This window comes from Corynebacterium sp. HMSC066C02, assembly GCF_001814945.1.
Taxonomy (GTDB): domain Bacteria; phylum Actinomycetota; class Actinomycetes; order Mycobacteriales; family Mycobacteriaceae; genus Corynebacterium; species Corynebacterium aurimucosum.
Window position 1 is genome coordinate 202,991 of the sequence record NZ_KV818436.1, and the last position, 16,311, is coordinate 219,301.

A 16,311-nucleotide genomic window follows, 5' to 3' on the forward strand; every position below is an offset into this window, starting at 1 on the left:
GGCCTAACTCTGCAAGAGCTAAGGGGGATTTCCTATCTTGTGTGGGTTCCGCTAAAGTTGGTGGGGTTGTTCACGCACAGCGTGGAGGACACATAAAACTTCATCTCTGCGTAACGCCGGTACCGCCTACGGACGGCCGGCACGTCACGCGCAGGATAAATCCAAGGGTTGAACCGGCGCGCCACCAAGCGGCGCGTGTCTGAACTGCCCGGTGACTAGAAAAGGAGCCAATCATGGCCGTTAAGATCAAGCTGCAGCGTATGGGCAAGATCCGCAACGCTGAGTACCGCGTTATCGTCGCTGATGCACGCACCCGCCGCTCCGGCAAGGCTATCGAGAACATCGGTATCTACCAGCCGAAGCAGGAGCCGTCCCTGATCCAGATCGATTCCGAGCGCGCTCAGTACTGGCTGGGTGTCGGCGCGCAGCCGACCGAGCCGGTTCTCGCACTGCTCAAGGTGACCGGTGACTGGCAGAAGTTCAAGGGTCTGCCGGGCGCAGAGGGCACCCTGAAGGTTGCTGAGGAGAAGCCGTCCAAGCTGGACCTCTTCAACGCTGCTCTGGCTGAGGCCAACAACGGCCCGACCATCGAGGCCATCACCGAGAAGAAGCGCAAGGCCAAGGAAGAGGCTGAGGCTAAGGCTGCCGCCGAGAAGGCTGCTGAGGAAGCCGCTGCCGCTGAGGCTGCTAAGGCCGAGGAAGAGGCCGCTAAGGCTGAAGAGGCCGACTCCGCTGAGGCTGAGGAGTCCGCAGAGTAATTTCTACTCGGCTAAAAGATTATCCCCGCTGACCTGTCGGTCGCGGGGATTTTTAGTGCTTAGGATCGCCCGGGGTGGTGCGCTTCCAGAGGATTGTCGAAGTCCAAGCCGCGGACAGCGGAGGCTATGACCGATTGCGCCAAGGTTTCCACCTTTTCCTCCGGTAGCGACCTCAAATGACCGCTGAGGCACAAGACTGTGAAACCGTGCACAGTGGACCAGCCGGCCAGGCAATTCTGCATCATGTGTTGCTTACTGGGTTCCTGTCCGATGGAGCGCGCATACTGCTCCATGTAGCCGTAGAAATTGAATGTGGCCTGCACGCGTAGGTCCTCGCTGGGGCCCTCGGCCGCGGCCGCGAGTCCAGCTGGAATATCAAAACCGCTCGTGGCCATCATGCACTCGAAGAAGTTCTGCTCCTCCAAGGCGTAGTGGTAGTAGGCAAAACCAGCCGCCATCATCTTGTCGACGATGGTGCCTTCCGTCTCTTCGAAGGCCTCGCTGAGCTTGGTAATGAGTTCGTAGGTGGCGACGTCCGCGACGGCATCGAGAAGCGCGGCTTGATCCTTGAAGTGGCGGTAGGCGGCAGTAGGGGAGACACCGACCGCGCGCGTTGCGGCGCGAATCGTCACCGCCTCCGGTCCTCCCTCCCGGCCAAGCTTGATGGCCTCCTGGAGGATCTCTTCATGCAAATTTCCATGGTGATACGGCTTCGAACTACTCACACTATAAGAATAGTACTAAAAGTCTATACATTCGCGCTAGTGTGTGGTGTCAACATGGTGAGCAGCATGAGTGCAGGTTCCTCGCTACATGTCACCGCATGCGGCACGTACGCCGGAAGGTGCACTATGCGTCCGGGAGCGAGCACCTCATCCTGTTCCTCGCAACTAAAAATCACCGATCCCCGGAGCACCTGCACGGTGATGGGGTGTGCGGCCTTGTGATCAGGTAGGTCTTGTCCCGGCAGGAATGAAAAGAGGATGAGGTTTGCGCCGTCGGCACTGAGGACCCTCTTAACGGCTGGTCTGGGGCGTGTGGGGTGCGGCTCGGGGGCCTCATCGAGCAGATTCAGCGTTGTGAGGGCGGCACTGTTGTGGGAGGCGTCGCCAAAGGTGGTTGCATCATTGATGGGAAGCTCAGTCATGCCGCCCCAGCGTAGCCCGTTAAGCTAGCAGGCATGGAACTACTCATTGGTCGCGTGGTGAAATCCCACGGCATTAAAGGCGAGGTCTCCGTCGAGGTGACCACCGATTCCCCTGAGACCCGATTCGCCGTCGGCGAGGTCCTTCACGGTAAGCAAGGTAAGAAGGAACATGAGCTCACCATTGCAGCGGTGCGCGCCCACAAGGGACGCCTGCTCATCACGTTTAAGGAAATCCCAGACCGCACGGCCGCGGATTCCCTGCGTGGCACCCAGTTCTTCGCCGAACCTCTGGATGACCCAGAAGACGACGGCTTCTATGACCACGAGTTGGAAGGCCTGCGCGTCCTCCTTGATGGCAAAGAGGTGGGTGAGGTGACCGGCGTGACGCACGGACCGACGCAGTCCCTCCTAGAAGTCACGCTCACCGAAGGCAAAGAAGCGCTCGTGCCCTTCGTGGAGGAGATCGTGCCGGAGGTCGATCTGGAGGCGGGGACCTGCACCATCACCCCGCCGGAAGGGTTGCTCGACCTATGAGGATTGACGTTCTCACCATTTTTCCGGAGTATCTCGACCCGCTGCGCCACGCACTGCTGGGCAAGGCCATCGAGCAGGGCAAGCTCGCGGTGGGCGTGCATGACCTGCGCCAGTGGGCCACCGACGTGCATAAATCCGTCGATGATTCCCCTTATGGGGGCGGCCCTGGCATGGTGATGAAGCCTGAGGTGTGGGGGCCCGCGCTTGACGACGTCTCCTCCGGCACCGCCTCCACCCAGGACCTGCAGAGCGCTCTGCCGCACCTGAGTAAACCGCGCCACGACGATATCCATGGCGTGGAGGCGCGCTCCTATGGTGAAAGTGAGAATTCGGACAAACCGCTGCTCATCGTGCCGACCCCTGCGGGCACGCCCTTTACTCAGGCCGATGCGCAAGCTTGGTCCGCGGAGGAGCATATTGTGTTTGCGTGCGGGCGCTACGAGGGCATCGACCAGCGCGTCGTCGACGATGCGCAGCACCGTTACCGCGTACGTGAGGTCTCCATTGGCGACTACGTGCTCATCGGCGGCGAGGTAGCTGTTCTCGTCATTGCTGAAGCCGTCGTGCGCCTCATTCCTGGTGTGTTGGGGAACCGGCGCTCGCACGAAGAAGATTCCTTCTCCGATGGCCTGCTGGAGGGGCCCAGCTACACCAAGCCGCGCGAGTGGCGCGGCCTTCAGGTTCCGGACGTGCTGACCTCCGGTGACCACGCCCGTGTGGACCGGTGGCGCCGCGAGCAGTCGCTGGCGCGGACGTGGCAGCGCCGCCCAGAGTTGCTGGATGCAGCGGAGCTAAGTGACGCCGATCGCGCCTACCTGGAAACCTTAAAGGAGGATTGAGATGGACGTGAGCACTGACTTGTCAATACTTATGACCGAAGCTGAATGGAACAAGGTCCTCGAAGGTATGCCGCAGCGTTTGCGTGAAGGCGGAGTCGAGCCACAGGACATCAACGCCGAGGTCGTGTCATTTACCTGCGAACCCGACAACATTCTGGTCAACGAGTACATGGATAAGCACGGTCAGCCACCGGTGGGTGAGCACGTGTGGAGGGTCATCGTCAACGGCTCTTCAGATTTACCGCTGACGAAGGTCACCGCGGCCGTCGCGGACTGTTTGCCGCCGCACACATTGTGGTACGGGACCTCAGAGATTGGTCACACCGAGTTTGGGCTGGGCACTTCCTGCGCGTGGCAGGGCGGGGTATAGGGTGAGAAGGTCTTAAGTCCCCGACCCATAAAGAGGTTTTGTGAATATCGCAGCCACCATCGCTGGAGAGCTGGGCGTCAAAGAGCAGTTTGTCGAAGCCGCCCTCAAGCTCATGGCGGAGGGTAACACCGTTCCGTTCATCGCCCGTTACCGCAAGGAAGCCACCGGCGAGCTGGATGACTCGCAGCTGCGTATCATCGAGGAACGCTCGACCTACCTGCGGGAACTGGAGGAGCGCAAGGAAACGGTGCTCGCCGCCATTGAGGAGCAGGGCAAGCTGACCGACGAGTTGCGTGCCCTCATTCAAGGCTGCGAAACCAAGGCGCGCCTAGAGGATCTGTACCTGCCGTATAAGAAGCGCCGCAAGACCAAGGCGGATATCGCGCGCGAGGCAGGACTTGAGCCGCTGACGGACAAACTCATTGAGAATCCTTCGGCGGATCCGGCCGAGCTGGCAGGGGAGTACCTCACTGAAGGCTTCGAGGAAGCGAAGAAAGCCCTCGAGGGTGCTCGCGCTATCTTGGTGGACCGTTTTGCACTGGACGCGGACCTCGTCGGCGAAGTGCGCGAGCGCATGTACACCAGCGGTTCCATGAATGCCGGTGTGGTGGAAGGCAAGGAAACCGAGGGCGCGAAGTTCAAGGACTACTTCGAGTTCTCTGAGCCTTTCGACAAGCTTCCCTCGCACCGCATCCTGGCGCTGTTGCGTGGTGAGAACGAAGGCGTGCTGCAGCTCAACCTCGATGCTGGTGATGACGCCATGTATGAGGGCATGATTGCGGAGCGCTTCGACTTGGACGTTGCCACCTCACGCTGGCTTGCCGACGCCGTCCACTGGGGCTGGCGCACCAAACTCTCCATCTCCTCGGGCCTCGACGTGCGCATGCGTCTCAAGGAGAAGGCCGAGGAAGGAGCGCTCAAGGTCTTCGCTACCAACTTGCGCGATGTTCTGCTGGCCGCCCCGGCGGGCCAGCGCGCGACGCTGGGCTTGGACCCGGGTTACCGTAATGGCGTCAAGTGCGCGGTCGTCGACCCGACGGGCAAGGTCCTTGCCACCACCATCGTCTACCCGCACCAGCCGCAGCAGAAGTGGGCTGAGGCGGTGAGGGAGTTGGCGTCGTTAAGCGCGGCTCATTCGGTGGACCTCATGGCGATTGGTAATGGCACCGCTTCGCGTGAGACGGAGAAGCTCGCCGGTGAAGTCGCGGACCTCATCGCGCAGGCGGGTGGGAAGCGGCCGAACCCGGTCGTGGTCTCGGAAGCCGGTGCATCGGTGTATTCGGCTTCGCAGCTGGCGGCCGATGAGTTCCCCGACATGGACGTCTCCCTGCGCGGCGCGGTGTCCATCGCGCGCCGCCTGCAGGACCCGCTGGCGGAGCTGGTGAAGATTGACCCGAAGGCCATCGGCGTGGGGCAGTATCAGCACGATGTCAACCAGGTCGCGCTCGCCCGCACCCTCGATGGTGTGGTGGAGGATGCCGTGAATGGCGTCGGCGTGGACCTTAATACCGCCTCGGCTCCGTTGCTGGAGCGCGTGGCCGGAGTGAACTCCACGATTGCGGCCAACATCGTGGCCTATCGCGATGAGAATGGCACGTTTGCTTCACGCAAGGAGCTGAAGAAGGTGCCGCGCTTGGGGCCGAAGGCCTTCGAACAGGCGGCTGGCTTCTTGCGCATCAATGGAGGTAAGGACCCGCTCGATGCCTCGGCCGTGCACCCGGAGGCTTACCCGGTGGTGGCGCGCATCGCGGAGAAGACCGGGCTGGGGGTTTCGGAGCTCATCGGCAATTCGCGCGTGTTGACGAAGCTGTCGCCGGCGGACTTTGCTGACGATACCTTCGGTGTGCCGACGGTGACGGATATCATTGCGGAGCTGGACAAACCTGGCCGCGACCCGCGCCCAGAATTCAAGACGGCTACCTTCAAGGAAGGCGTAGACAAGGTCTCGGACTTGAAACCGGGCATGATTCTGGAGGGCACCGTGACCAACGTTGCGGCCTTTGGTGCCTTCATCGACGTTGGCGTGCACCAGGACGGGCTTGTGCATGTGTCCGCGATGAGCCACAAGTTCGTCTCTGACCCGCATGATGTGGTCCGTTCGGGCCAAGTGGTGAAGGTCAAGGTCATGGAGGTCGACGTGGAGCGCCAGCGCATTGGTTTGTCGCTGCGGCTTGACGACGAACCCGGCCAGCCCGCCCCCAAGCGCCGCAACGGCGGCGGGCGTTCCGAGGGGCGAGGCGGCCGTTCCGGCCGGCGCAACGGAGGGCGTGGCCGCGCGGACCGCGGCGGCGGTGGCTCGATGGCCGATGCCCTCAAGAAAGCCGGCTTTTAAAGCTCATCTAGTCACGCGCCACAAACCCCTGACCGTTCAAACGGTTGGGAGTTTGTGAGTTTTTCGGCGGGCTGTTCTGCACGGACGGTGCATTGGACACGCCCGTGGGATGGAGCGATCGCCAAAGACGCGGAAGGCCTCAAGAAATCTGAGGTTTCCGCGTGGCGCAGGGCTGAGTCCGCCGTGTTAAGAGGACATTCCGTGCTGGTGGGGAGCCGGTTCGGGGTGTGGACGTGTGCGGCTAAGCTGCCGCGAAGACTATCCGGGCGGCGACACAGTGCTGGGTGGTGATGGGTGTGGGTCCGGCGGATCGGGTGGTTGGCCTGGAGGAGTGCGCGTCGGGCTCGTGGCCTGCCGGTTTATGGCTTCTTGGTAGGCCGGCTGCCCGGTAATCGGTGTTCCCCAGGGCGGGATATAGTCAACGGGTCCTCTCAGCCGAAAGACATAGCCTCGGCCGGTTGGGCTGGTGGGGTCATCGTCGTTAATACCGTTGTGATAAGCGCACAACATGGTCAGGTTGGGCGGGTTGGTTTCTCCGCCCGCCTGCCAAGGGATGATGTGGTGGACCTGGCAGTAGTCCGCCGGTTTATTGCAGTCTTCGATCGCGCAGGTGGGGTGCTCCGCGCTGGCCATGATGCGTTGCTCGACGCTGGCAAAGCGCGAAAGACGGTGCAGCCACACCGGGCCGATAGTGGGGTGGACCAGTGTGGCGTAGCCAGTTTCGGCGAACTTGTAGGTGAGAAACTCCGCGCCGCTCATGCGCCCGCCGTTGGTGAGCTCGAGTTCGATGTCATCGCCGTCATGACGGACGATTTTGTCGAGCTCATCGAGTGTTATCACGACGTTCGTTCCCACCGCCGGCCGAGAGCCCACACCTTCTTTAAAGAAGACTTGACGGGTGGCGTCCAGGAGGTCAGTGGGGTTAATGGACTCCAGCGTGCTGCGCATGGTGGAGATGTTCAGCGCGGAGTCGGTAACCGTGAGTGAGTGCGGGCCGTTCTTGCGGTAGGTAAGGCGCACCCCAGGCGACGGCACGCGTTTCGGTTTGAGTTCTTTCAAACGTTCCGCCGCCACTGAAGGAATCCGTTCTGAAGGCGTGGATGCAAGTGTTACGCGCACATTCCAGACGTCGAGTTGCTTCTTCAGTTTGGCGGCGTAGGACTCAATGAGGCTCAGTGTGGCCAGGTCGTGGCCTTGGCGTCGGGCTGCTTGGCGGGCGGTGCGCTGCTTGCCGGTGAAGCGGGTATCGCCGAAATAGATGGCATGAAGTGACGCCAGCTCTGCCGCATCGCCGCGTGAGGCGCCCAGCGCGCGCAAGCTTTCGGGTGTGCTGGTTGCTGCTTCCACCAGCGCAATCCCCGAATTGCGAAGGCGGATGTAGGTCTCAATATCCCCCATGGGTACAGAGCCTAAAACAGGCCTTAAGGCCTCGCAACCGGAGGGGGGAAACGCCCTGTTCATGTGCCTTGTAACTCGGAGCTCACACGGGAGTAACCAGCACCCACACGGCCAAACGCAGTCACCAGGTCGTAATTCGGAGCTCGCACGGGAGTAACGGCATGGGGTGCAATGACACGAATAGCCATAAGTTTACAGAGCCAACATATTAGGTGGTATGTTTGGTGAAACAAATGAACTAGTGGTCCCGCTTATCGTTGTACTTCCTCTGAAAGTCCTGGGCAGAAGGCTATAAGCGGGTCAGAGCTAAAACCATGAGGAGGCGGGAATGCGCCGTGAGACGGAAGAAAGCCGGAAGAATGCTTCTTCGCCTGGAAAGGCAGCTAAGGGGAGCGCAGCAGGCCACGACAGTGAGGCGATGGGGTGGCACCGCGTCCTCGATTGGCGCCCCACGAGTACCTTGTCGCGCGTGCTCATCGTTTTCCTTCTCGTAGCACCCATCGTCATCGCGGGCACCATGATGTGGGCCATGTGGGACCCCTCTAAGTACATGCGCAACATTGATTTGGCGGTGGTGAATGAGGACGCGGGCGTCGAGAAGCAGGGCACCTACACTAACTACGGCGATCAGGTCGTGGAAGGCCTAATGGAGACGCAGTACCTGAAATTTGCCGAAGTCAGCAAGGGCGACGGGGATGAGGGGCTGCTCAAGGGCACATACCTCATGGTGGTGACCATCCCGAAGAACTTCTCCGAGCAGGCCGTCACCATCATCAGCGATAAACCGGTCAAGCCGGAGATTCACTTCGCCACCAATGATTACTACGGCACGAATGGCTCGGTGATTTCTTCCAGCCTCATCCCGCAGGTGCAGACCAGCGTGGAGAATGCGATTTCCAAGAAATACGCCGACCAGGTTATTGAGGGGCTGAATAATCTCAGCGATGGTCTGGGAACCGCGGCCGAGGGCGCCGGCCGTCTCGATGAGGGTGCGGGCAAATTGCAGGAAGGCGGCGGGCGCGCGGTCGAGGGAATCGCCAAGTTGGACGCCGGCGCGGGCGATCTCAACAACGGTACGGGCCAGCTGCTGGACGGCACGAACCGCCTGAATGACGGAGTAGGGCGCCTCAGCGATGGTGCCGCGCAGCTCGATGATGGCGCCGCGCAGCTTGCCAACGGCTCCGACAAACTGCTCGCCGGAACCGGCCGCCTAGCGGATGGCGCGGGCCAGATCGATGGCGGCGTCAACCAACTGACGGGCATGCTCATCCCGGTGCTCAAGCAGGCGCAGGCCGTAGCTCCAGCGCTGCTGCAACTTGTCGACGTCCTCCGTGGCCTCGGCATGCACCAGCAAGCCGACCAACTCTATTCCCTGGTCTCGAAGCTGGACCCGGCCGCCAGTGGAAACATGGTGGCGCAACTGGAAAAGCTCTCTGACGGCACCGGTCAGCTCTACTACAACCTGTCCGATCCCAACTCGGAGTACCTCGGCGGCATGATGGCTCTCAATGATGGTGCGCACCGCTTGTCCGATGGCTCGCAGCAGTTGCGCGCGGGTGTTGGCGAGCTGGGCGACGGTGCCGCCCAGCTGCAGGACGGTGCTTCCCGCTTGCATGAGGGCACCGGCACGTTGAAGGACGGCACGAGCCAGCTGGCAGCCGGTGGTACGGAGCTGAAGGATGGCATGGACCAGCTCAAGGCGGGCTCCAATGAGTTGGCTACCAAGCTTGCCGACGGTGCCGCCAAAGCCCCCTCCATTAGCCAGCCGGATACGTCCGCACAGAACATGGCCGTGCCCATCAACTTCACCTCCTCCAACCTTCACCCCGTACAGACGGTGGTCAGCCCGGTTGACCCGACCGAGAAGAACATCACGGGTGGCGCCTCGCTACTCTTCGTGCTGGTCTTCGGCTTCCTTGTGATGCTGCTCCTGGCGATGACGCTGCCGTACTACCTGGGCCGTCGCGGTGAGTCAGTCACGAGCCCGGTACGTGGCATCCTCGCGGCCTTCGGCGTGGTGGCGGGGCTGAACTTCTTGGTCTTGGCCTTCATGGGCTTGATGTCCTCCACGATGGGCTGGAGTCCTGCCAGCTGGCCGATGATGTTGTTAGTCATCGCCGCCATCGCGGCCGTGGGTGCGGCGACCTACCAGTTCTTCCTCGTAACCTTCGGCCGCAAGATTGGTGCCGTCTTCGCAGTCGGTGCTTTTGCCTTAGGCGTCATGGTCTTCGGCGGCGTGTGGCCCGTGGCCGCCATTCCACGCCCGCTGAGTTTGCTGCATCCTTTCCACCCGATGTCTTATGCGAAAAACGCCTTTACCCGCGCTACCGACGGCATCCACGATGGCACCTTCTGGGCGGGTATTGCGGTGCTGTTCATCGTGACCGCTCTGGCACTGGTGGCTTCCTGCGTGATTTTCCGGGCTCGTCACCACGGCACGGCGCGCATCCTCGACGAGCATCTCTTCCGCACGCCGGCGGTGGCTGGCGCCTAGAAATCGTGTGCTGCGAGCCCACCGGGCAGGTTGCGCAACTCGATGCCCATGTCCGCGGCGAGATCGGCGTAGCGCAGGACAAAGCCAGCGCTGCGCCCACCGGAGGGGCAGGCCACGTAGACCAGTTCGGATGCGCAGGCGGATAGTGCTCGGCGCACGGCATCATCATCGGTGACAGTTTGCCAGGGCAGTGTCACTGTGGCATGAGGAAAGTTGGGCTCCTCGGAGATATCGAGGAGGGCAGCCTGGCCGGTGACAAGCTCCGGCGGCAGGGTGTGCCGGCCAGGTAGGGCAGTAACGAGGGGGCGGTCGGGATCGGCGCCCACCCGCAGTGTGCGGAAGCTACCGGGGAGCGCGTCGTAGGAGGTTACGCGCCCGACCATGTCCCGATGATCTGGGAGTGCGCCGAGCATGGCGACCGCCGCGGTGGCCATGAGCCCCGCGATGACCGATGTCGTAGCCCCCAGGACCCCCGCTGTGGAGCACTCTAGCGCCTCGCCACTAGGCGGGGCGGGGAAGAGATCGCGCAAGCCCACCCCGCGCCCGTCAGCACATGCATTCCCGGAGTGCCACAGCGCGGCCTGCCCGCCGTAGCGCAGCACGGTACCCCAGGCCAGCGGGGTAGAGGTGAGTTCGCAGGCGTCGGCGACGAGATACTTCGTATCGAAGGTATCGGAGCCGTCGAGGACGAGGTCGGCCTCGGAACACAGGTCGAGGACGGTGGAGGAGCCGAGGCGTTCTTTAAGCGCGGTGATGGTGAGCTCGGGGGCAAGCTCGCGGGCGCGCGCGGCGGCTACCTCGGCCTTGGGCTTGCCGAGGTCCCCTACACCAAACAGCACCTGCCTGTGCAGGTTGCTGATATCGACGGTATCGGAATCAATAATCGTGATCCGCCCGATGCCAGCCGCCGCCAGCTGCTGGAGGGCCGGGCAGCCCAGCCCACCGGCGCCCACGACGAGCACGTGCGCGGCATTGAGACGCTCTTGGGCCGCGTCACCGAAGCCGGGGAGAAGGCGTTGGCGCGCGGTGCGGGCGAGTTCATCTTTGCTGAGCATAGGTCCCTTGTGCGGCGGCGATCAATGTCACAGGTCTAGAGAACGTGGTCGGCCCAGGAGGCCAGGCCCTCAAAGGTGGAGGAAGCCTGGGCGTGCTCGCGCTGCGGGATGCGCCCTGCACTCCGGGCTAGGCGGCCGGCTTCGACGGCGTGGCGCATGGCGGTGGCCATGGCCTCGGGATCCTGGCAGCGGTTGACCGCGCTGGCGAGAAGCACGCCGGAGCAGCCCAGCTCCATGGCGAGGGTGGCGTCGGAGGCGGTGCCGATGCCGGCGTCGACAAGCACGGGCACCGAGGCACGTGAGCAGATGAGCTCGAGGTTGTGGGGATTGAGGATTCCCAGACCAGTGCCGATGGGGGCTCCGAGAGGCATGACGGCTGCCGCTCCGGCGTCTTCGAGGCGCTGGGCGGCTACGGGATCGTCGCTGGTGTAGGCCAGGACGGTGAACCCTTCGGCGCTCAGCAGCTCGGTGGCGTCGAGGGTTTCCACGACATCGGGCAGCAGCGTATGTTCGTCGGCGATGACCTCGACCTTGACCCAGGAGGTCCCCAGCGCCTCGCGGGCCATGCGGGCGGTGAGCACGGCCTCGCGCGCGGTGCGACACCCGGCGGTGTTGGGGAGTAGGGCGATGTCCAACCGGCGCAGCAGATCGAAGACACTCTCACCATCACGGGTACCAGTGTGGCGGCGCATGGCCACGGTAGTCAGCTCGGTTCCGGAGGCGACGAGCGCGCGCTCCAGGGCGTCGTGGCTCGTGGCCCCACCGGTGCCCATGATGAGGTGGGAAGAAAAGGTGGTCTCGGCGATGGTGAGCATTTAACCTCCTTGGACTGCGGTGAGGATTTCCACGGTTGCGCCTTCAGTGAGTGGGGTGGACTCCCACTGCGAGCGGGGTACGACTTGTTCGGACACGGCCACGGCGGTGCCGTCGGCGGCGATGTTCTGCTCGTCCAACAATTCGGTGATGGTCGTCGCTGAGGTGTCAGTGGGCTGGCCGTTGAGGATGAGGATCATGGCTGCTCCTTGAGGTGACGTAGAGGATCACAAGCGGTGAGATCGATGCTGGATTCGGTGCCTTCGATGAGCTCGCGTGTACAGCGCGCGGCCAGGGCCGTGAGCAGAATGCCGTGGCGGAAATAGCCGGTGGAGATGACGAGCTTGTCGCTGACGCGGCCGAGGTACGGCAAATCGTCTGGCGTGCCGGGGCGGGCACCCGCGCTGGCCTCGAGGAATTCGCACTCTTCGACGGCGGGCAGCACACGGATGGCGTCGCGAAGCAGCGCGTAGACACCGCCGGCCTGGGCCGTGGCAAGAGGATCCTCGCGGGTTGTAGCGCCAACCGCCAAGGTGCCGTCGCCGCGGGGGATGAGGTAAATGGGGCGGTCCTCCACGAAGCCGCGCACCACGCGGGTGAGCAGAGGCTGGAGCTCGTCGGGTACGCGCAGGCGCAGGATATCGCCGTATACCGGGCGCAGGTGTAGCGGAGATTCTTCGAGCCCGGCTGATGCAGCCCACTCGATGTCGCGTGCTCCCAGGCCTGCAGCGAGCACCACCTGTTCAGCTTCGAACTCGCCGACGGCCGTGGTGACCATGCCCGTGTCAGCATTGATCGACTGTGCTGCCGTGCGGAAGAAACGCACACCGAGTGCTTGGGCTGCGCTGAGCAGTGCAGCTGTCCACTGGCGGGGGAAAACCTGCGTGTCACCCGGAATACTCACCGCAGCAGCCAGACGTGGCGAGAGCAAAGGTTCGGCGCGCCGGGCTTCGCGCACGGTGATGCGCTCGACCTCCATGCCGTGGAGGGATTGATAGTCAGCCAGCTCGGTGAGGTGCTGAGCATCCGCACGGTCAGCGGAGACGACGAGGGTACCTTCGGCGCGGTAGCCAGTTGGGACCTCGGTGTGCTGAGCCACGAGATCGATAAGCTCCGGGTACCACGCGCCGGAGGCACGCATCAGCGGGAAGAGTGGATCCTGCTGGTAGACCACCTCCGCGGCGGGGGCGAGCATGCCCCCGGCATAGTGCGAAGCCCCAGAGGCCGGTGCCGGGTCCAAGACAGTGACCTTAAAGCCCCGCGCGGCCAACTCCACGGCGGTGGCCAGACCGATGACGCCCGCGCCGACGACGATGACTGAAGAATCAGAGCTAGTACTCATCGCGCACCTTCGTCAAAACCGGACAGCAGCGCGCGGCAATAAGCTTCTGGGTCCTCGGCATTCATGATGCCGCGCACGACGGCTAGTCCGGCCACACCAGTTGCCGCAAGATCGGCTGCATCCTCAGCGGTGACATCCCCGATGGCTACGAGTGGCACGCGGGAGAGCTTCACCAATTCCGGGTAGGCGTGAAGTCCTAAAGGCGTGCGGCCGGAGTCCTTCGTCGGAGTCGCGCGGAACGGACCGCAACCGATGTAGTCAATGACATCTGCGACGTCATTGGCGGCCTCGACCAATTCGCGGGTGCCGGTGGTCAGACCGATAATCGCGTCCGGACCCAACAACGCGCGGGCAGCGGCGACCGGTAGATCATCTTGGCCGACATGCACGCCATGCACCGGCTCGCCGGCGTGGCGTAGGGCGGCGGCGACGTCGACGCGGTCGTCGATAAGCACGCGTGTTTCTGGGTTAGCCTTCGCCACCGCGCGGGCCACGTCGCGGCCTAAATAGAAAAGGTCGCGGGCAGAAATTGGCTTGGAGCGTACCTGCACGACCCCGGCACCGCCTCGCGCCGCTGCCGCAGCGATGCGCACGATCTCCGCAGGCGTGCCCGCGCCCGTGACGAAGTAGCAGCGAAGATCAGGCATGCGCGGTTTCTTCCTCCTGATAGAGCTGCGAACCTTGGGCCTTGAACTCTTCCGACATCTGTTTCTCACCGGCACGGGCAGCTGCCACGACCTCCGGATCAACGGCGTCCTTACCCGGGAAACTTGGCATACCAAGGGAGTCGGAGAAGGTATCCCGGATGTCCTGGCTGATGCGCATAGAGCAGAACTTCGGGCCGCACATGGAACAGAAGTGGGCGGTCTTCGCCGGCTCCGCAGGCAGGGTCTCATCGTGGTAGGCCTGCGCGGTGTCTGGGTCGAGGGAGAGCGCGAACTGGTCGTGCCAGCGGAATTCGAAGCGGGCCTTACTCATCGCATCATCCCAAGCGCGCGCACCTGGGTGGCCCTTGGCCACGTCGGCTGCATGGGCCGCAAGCTTGTAGGTAATCACGCCGGTCTTCACATCATCGCGGTTGGGAAGCCCCAAGTGTTCCTTCGGTGTGACGTAGCACAGCATGGCCGTACCACCCATGGCGATGTGTGCCGCACCAATGGCGGAGGTGATGTGGTCATAGCCCGGTGCGATATCCGTAACCAGCGGGCCCAGCGTGTAGAAGGGAGCATCCGAGGCCCAGTCCTGCTCGAGCTCGTTATTTTCCTGAATCATGTTGAGCGGGACGTGGCCTGGGCCTTCCACCATGACCTGGACGTCATACTCCCAGGCACGCCGGGTGAGCTCACCGATGGTTTTGAGTTCAGCGAATTGGGCGGTGTCGTTAGCATCCGCCAAGGAGCCGGGGCGCAGACCATCGCCGAGGGAGAAAGCGACGTCGTAGCGCGCGAAAATCTCACAGAGTTCGTCGAAGTTCTCGTAGAGGAAGGACTCCTTGTGGTGCGCCAGGCACCAGCCTGCCATGATGGAGCCGCCGCGGGAAACAATGCCGGTGACGCGGTTCGTGGTCAGCGGCACGTAGGGCAAAAGCACGCCGGCGTGCACGGTCATGTAGTCCACGCCCTGCTCGCACTGTTCGATGACGGTATCGCGGAAAATCTCCCATGTCAGGTCTTCCGCGACACCATTGACCTTCTCCAGCGCCTGGTAGATGGGCACGGTGCCGATAGGAACCGGAGAGTTGCGCAGGATCCACTCGCGGGTGGTGTGGATGTCGTCACCGGTGGAGAGGTCCATGACGGTATCCGCGCCCCAGCGGGTGGCCCAGCGTAGCTTGGATACCTCCTCGGCGATGGAGGAGGTCACCGCGGAGTTGCCAATATTGGCGTTGATTTTGGTGAGGAACTTCCGACCGATGATCATCGGCTCCGACTCGGGGTGGTTGACGTTATTAGGCAGGATGGCGCGGCCACGGGCGATTTCGGAGCGCACGAACTCTGGGTCGCAGTGCTCGCGTAGGGCCACGAACTCCATCTCCTTGGTGATGATGCCCTGGCGCGCATAGTGCATCTGGGTAACGCGCTTGCCTTCCTTAGAACGCAGCGGTTGGCGACGCTCCCCCTTCCACTCCTGGGAAGCCGCACCGCGGCGCTCGGCCGAGCGGCCATCGTCAGCGAGGTTGCGTGCGCGGCCCTCGTATACTTCAACGTCCCCGCGCTCCGCAATCCATTCGGCGCGCAGTGCCGGCAGACCGACTTCGGGCTCACACTCCGGGCCACGTGTGCGGTAGATACGGAAGGGCTCATTGGGGCCGGTAGGGGAATCATCCAGCTGGATCTCGGTCTCCGGTACCTCCAGGCCATTCTCCCGGATGGGGGAGTAGGAGTGCTTGGGGTGGATCTCGCCGGAGTTGGTGGACTGGATGGGGTTATGGGTAGCCGTCATGGCTGCTCCTCTCTTCCTTCGCTGGTGCTAACCAGACAGGTTCGAACGGTGCAGGCGCGGTATCAGCGCCACTCTCAGCCCACTTCCCGTGGGCACCCGTGGGGTATCAGTGCGCCACCCACCTTAGAGCCCGCAATGAGGAGATGTCAGGCGTTTGACGGAATTTGTTCTTCCGGGGTGGGGTGTGGAAAGATGACGATGTTCTGTGTAATAGGCACGAACCGGTCAGCTGCCGCGAGGTGGCGCTAGGGTCCTCTGTCTTAAACTGAAAAGGAAAACACCAATGGCAAACCTCATTGACAAGGTTGATGCAGCTTCGCTGCGCGACGATATCCCGTCCTTCCGCCCGGGCGATACCCTCGACGTCAACGTCAAGGTCATCGAGGGCACCACCGAGCGTACCCAGCTCTTCAAGGGTGTCTGCATCCGCCGTCAGGGCGACGGCATCCGCGAGACCTTCACCGTGCGTAAGGTCTCCTTCGGCATCGGCGTTGAGCGTACCTTCCCGGTTCACTCCCCGAACATTGCCTCCATCGAGGTAGTCCGCCGCGGCCGTGTCCGCCGCGCCAAGCTGTACTACCTGCGCGACCTGCGCGGCAAGAAGGCCCGCATCAAGGAGCGCCGCTAATTTACAGCGCATCACAGCCCTTCGCCTTTATCCTCACCGCGAGGAAAGGCGAAGGGCTTTCCTTTTGCCTTCTCCTTTTAGCGTGCGCCGCGCGGGGCCACAAGGCCCGTGAGGGCAAGACACATTGCTAGGATTTAGCCCGTGGAAAAAGAAAACGAC

General features: G+C 62.8%; 16 protein-coding genes and 1 riboswitch. Of the genes, 7 read left to right on the forward strand and 9 right to left on the reverse strand.

The features are described 5' to 3' along the window. Positions 1 to 233 precede the first annotated feature (233 nt). Positions 234 to 758: a 30S ribosomal protein S16 gene (gene rpsP / locus HMPREF2996_RS01905; protein WP_070445501.1), complete on the forward strand. Its 525-nt coding sequence runs from the start codon at positions 234 to 236 to the stop codon at positions 756 to 758. 59 nt (positions 759 to 817) lie between these two features. On the opposite strand, the gene HMPREF2996_RS01910 is transcribed toward rpsP, so the two are convergent. Continuing rightward, positions 818 to 1,483, reverse strand: coding sequence for a TetR/AcrR family transcriptional regulator (locus HMPREF2996_RS01910; RefSeq protein ID WP_070729821.1), 666 nt, complete (start codon positions 1,481 to 1,483; stop codon positions 818 to 820). A 23-nt stretch (positions 1,484 to 1,506) separates the two neighbouring features. After that, complete coding sequence (locus HMPREF2996_RS01915; RefSeq protein WP_070729823.1) at positions 1,507 to 1,905, reverse strand: cupin domain-containing protein; 399 nt, start codon at positions 1,903 to 1,905, stop codon at positions 1,507 to 1,509. 33 nt (positions 1,906 to 1,938) lie between these two features. Between HMPREF2996_RS01915 and rimM the strand changes: the two genes are divergently transcribed. Genes rimM through HMPREF2996_RS01935 form a run of 4 tightly spaced genes read left to right on the forward strand, consistent with a single transcriptional unit; the run spans position 1,939 to position 5,980 of the window. Further along, positions 1,939 to 2,439, forward strand: coding sequence for a ribosome maturation factor RimM (gene rimM, locus HMPREF2996_RS01920; protein ID WP_070729824.1), 501 nt, complete (start codon positions 1,939 to 1,941; stop codon positions 2,437 to 2,439). Further along, the gene (gene trmD / locus HMPREF2996_RS01925) at positions 2,436 to 3,278 is read left to right on the forward strand and encodes a tRNA (guanosine(37)-N1)-methyltransferase TrmD (protein ID WP_070445510.1); all 843 of its coding nucleotides are present in this window, start codon (positions 2,436 to 2,438) and stop codon (positions 3,276 to 3,278) included. Before rimM ends, trmD begins: the two co-directional genes overlap by 4 nt. Before the next feature lies 1 nt (position 3,279). Beyond that, the gene (locus tag HMPREF2996_RS01930) at positions 3,280 to 3,648 is read left to right on the forward strand and encodes a hypothetical protein (RefSeq protein WP_070445512.1); all 369 of its coding nucleotides are present in this window, start codon (positions 3,280 to 3,282) and stop codon (positions 3,646 to 3,648) included. Positions 3,649 to 3,688: 40 nt separating this feature from the next. Continuing rightward, positions 3,689 to 5,980 carry a Tex family protein gene (locus tag HMPREF2996_RS01935; RefSeq protein ID WP_070729826.1) on the forward strand — a complete coding sequence of 764 codons (2,292 nt, stop codon included), beginning with the start codon at positions 3,689 to 3,691 and terminating at the stop codon, positions 5,978 to 5,980. A gap of 258 nt (positions 5,981 to 6,238) precedes the next feature. Here the strand turns inward: HMPREF2996_RS01935 and HMPREF2996_RS01940 are convergent, their stop codons facing one another. Beyond that, a complete protein-coding gene (locus HMPREF2996_RS01940) occupies positions 6,239 to 7,378 on the reverse strand; it encodes an HNH endonuclease signature motif containing protein (RefSeq protein WP_070520028.1) in 1,140 nt (379 codons plus the stop codon). Between the two features lie 328 nt (positions 7,379 to 7,706). On the opposite strand from HMPREF2996_RS01940, the gene HMPREF2996_RS01945 reads away from it, so the two are divergent. Beyond that, the gene (locus tag HMPREF2996_RS01945; protein WP_070729828.1) at positions 7,707 to 9,872 is read left to right on the forward strand and encodes a YhgE/Pip domain-containing protein; all 2,166 of its coding nucleotides are present in this window, start codon (positions 7,707 to 7,709) and stop codon (positions 9,870 to 9,872) included. Here HMPREF2996_RS01945 and HMPREF2996_RS01950 read toward each other — a convergent pair. The 6 genes from HMPREF2996_RS01950 to thiC all read right to left on the reverse strand — a co-directional run bounded on the left by HMPREF2996_RS01950 (position 9,869) and on the right by thiC (position 15,524). After that, complete coding sequence (locus HMPREF2996_RS01950) at positions 9,869 to 10,927, reverse strand: ThiF family adenylyltransferase (protein ID WP_070729830.1); 1,059 nt, start codon at positions 10,925 to 10,927, stop codon at positions 9,869 to 9,871. The two genes, HMPREF2996_RS01945 and HMPREF2996_RS01950, sit on opposite strands and share 4 nt — an antisense overlap. Before the next feature lie 35 nt (positions 10,928 to 10,962). Further along, positions 10,963 to 11,742 carry a thiazole synthase gene (locus tag HMPREF2996_RS01955; protein ID WP_070445527.1) on the reverse strand — a complete coding sequence of 260 codons (780 nt, stop codon included), beginning with the start codon at positions 11,740 to 11,742 and terminating at the stop codon, positions 10,963 to 10,965. Next, positions 11,743 to 11,940, reverse strand: coding sequence for a sulfur carrier protein ThiS (thiS, locus tag HMPREF2996_RS01960; protein ID WP_070445530.1), 198 nt, complete (start codon positions 11,938 to 11,940; stop codon positions 11,743 to 11,745). It abuts the gene before it with no gap. Then, positions 11,937 to 13,082, reverse strand: coding sequence for a glycine oxidase ThiO (thiO, locus tag HMPREF2996_RS01965; RefSeq protein WP_070445535.1), 1,146 nt, complete (start codon positions 13,080 to 13,082; stop codon positions 11,937 to 11,939). Before thiO ends, thiS begins: the two co-directional genes overlap by 4 nt. After that, complete coding sequence (locus tag HMPREF2996_RS01970; RefSeq protein ID WP_070445538.1) at positions 13,079 to 13,729, reverse strand: thiamine phosphate synthase; 651 nt, start codon at positions 13,727 to 13,729, stop codon at positions 13,079 to 13,081. Before HMPREF2996_RS01970 ends, thiO begins: the two co-directional genes overlap by 4 nt. Then, positions 13,722 to 15,524, reverse strand: coding sequence for a phosphomethylpyrimidine synthase ThiC (gene thiC, locus HMPREF2996_RS01975; protein ID WP_070729832.1), 1,803 nt, complete (start codon positions 15,522 to 15,524; stop codon positions 13,722 to 13,724). The genes HMPREF2996_RS01970 and thiC overlap by 8 nt, the downstream gene beginning before the upstream one ends. Continuing rightward, a riboswitch (TPP riboswitch) is annotated at positions 15,520 to 15,634 on the reverse strand. (Overlaps the previous gene by 5 nt.) Before the next feature lie 173 nt (positions 15,635 to 15,807). Here thiC and rplS point away from each other — a divergent pair. Then, positions 15,808 to 16,152 (forward strand): 50S ribosomal protein L19, encoded by a 345-nt coding sequence (gene rplS / locus HMPREF2996_RS01980; protein WP_010190405.1) that lies wholly within the window; start codon positions 15,808 to 15,810, stop codon positions 16,150 to 16,152. The last annotated feature ends 159 nt before the right edge of the window (positions 16,153 to 16,311 follow it).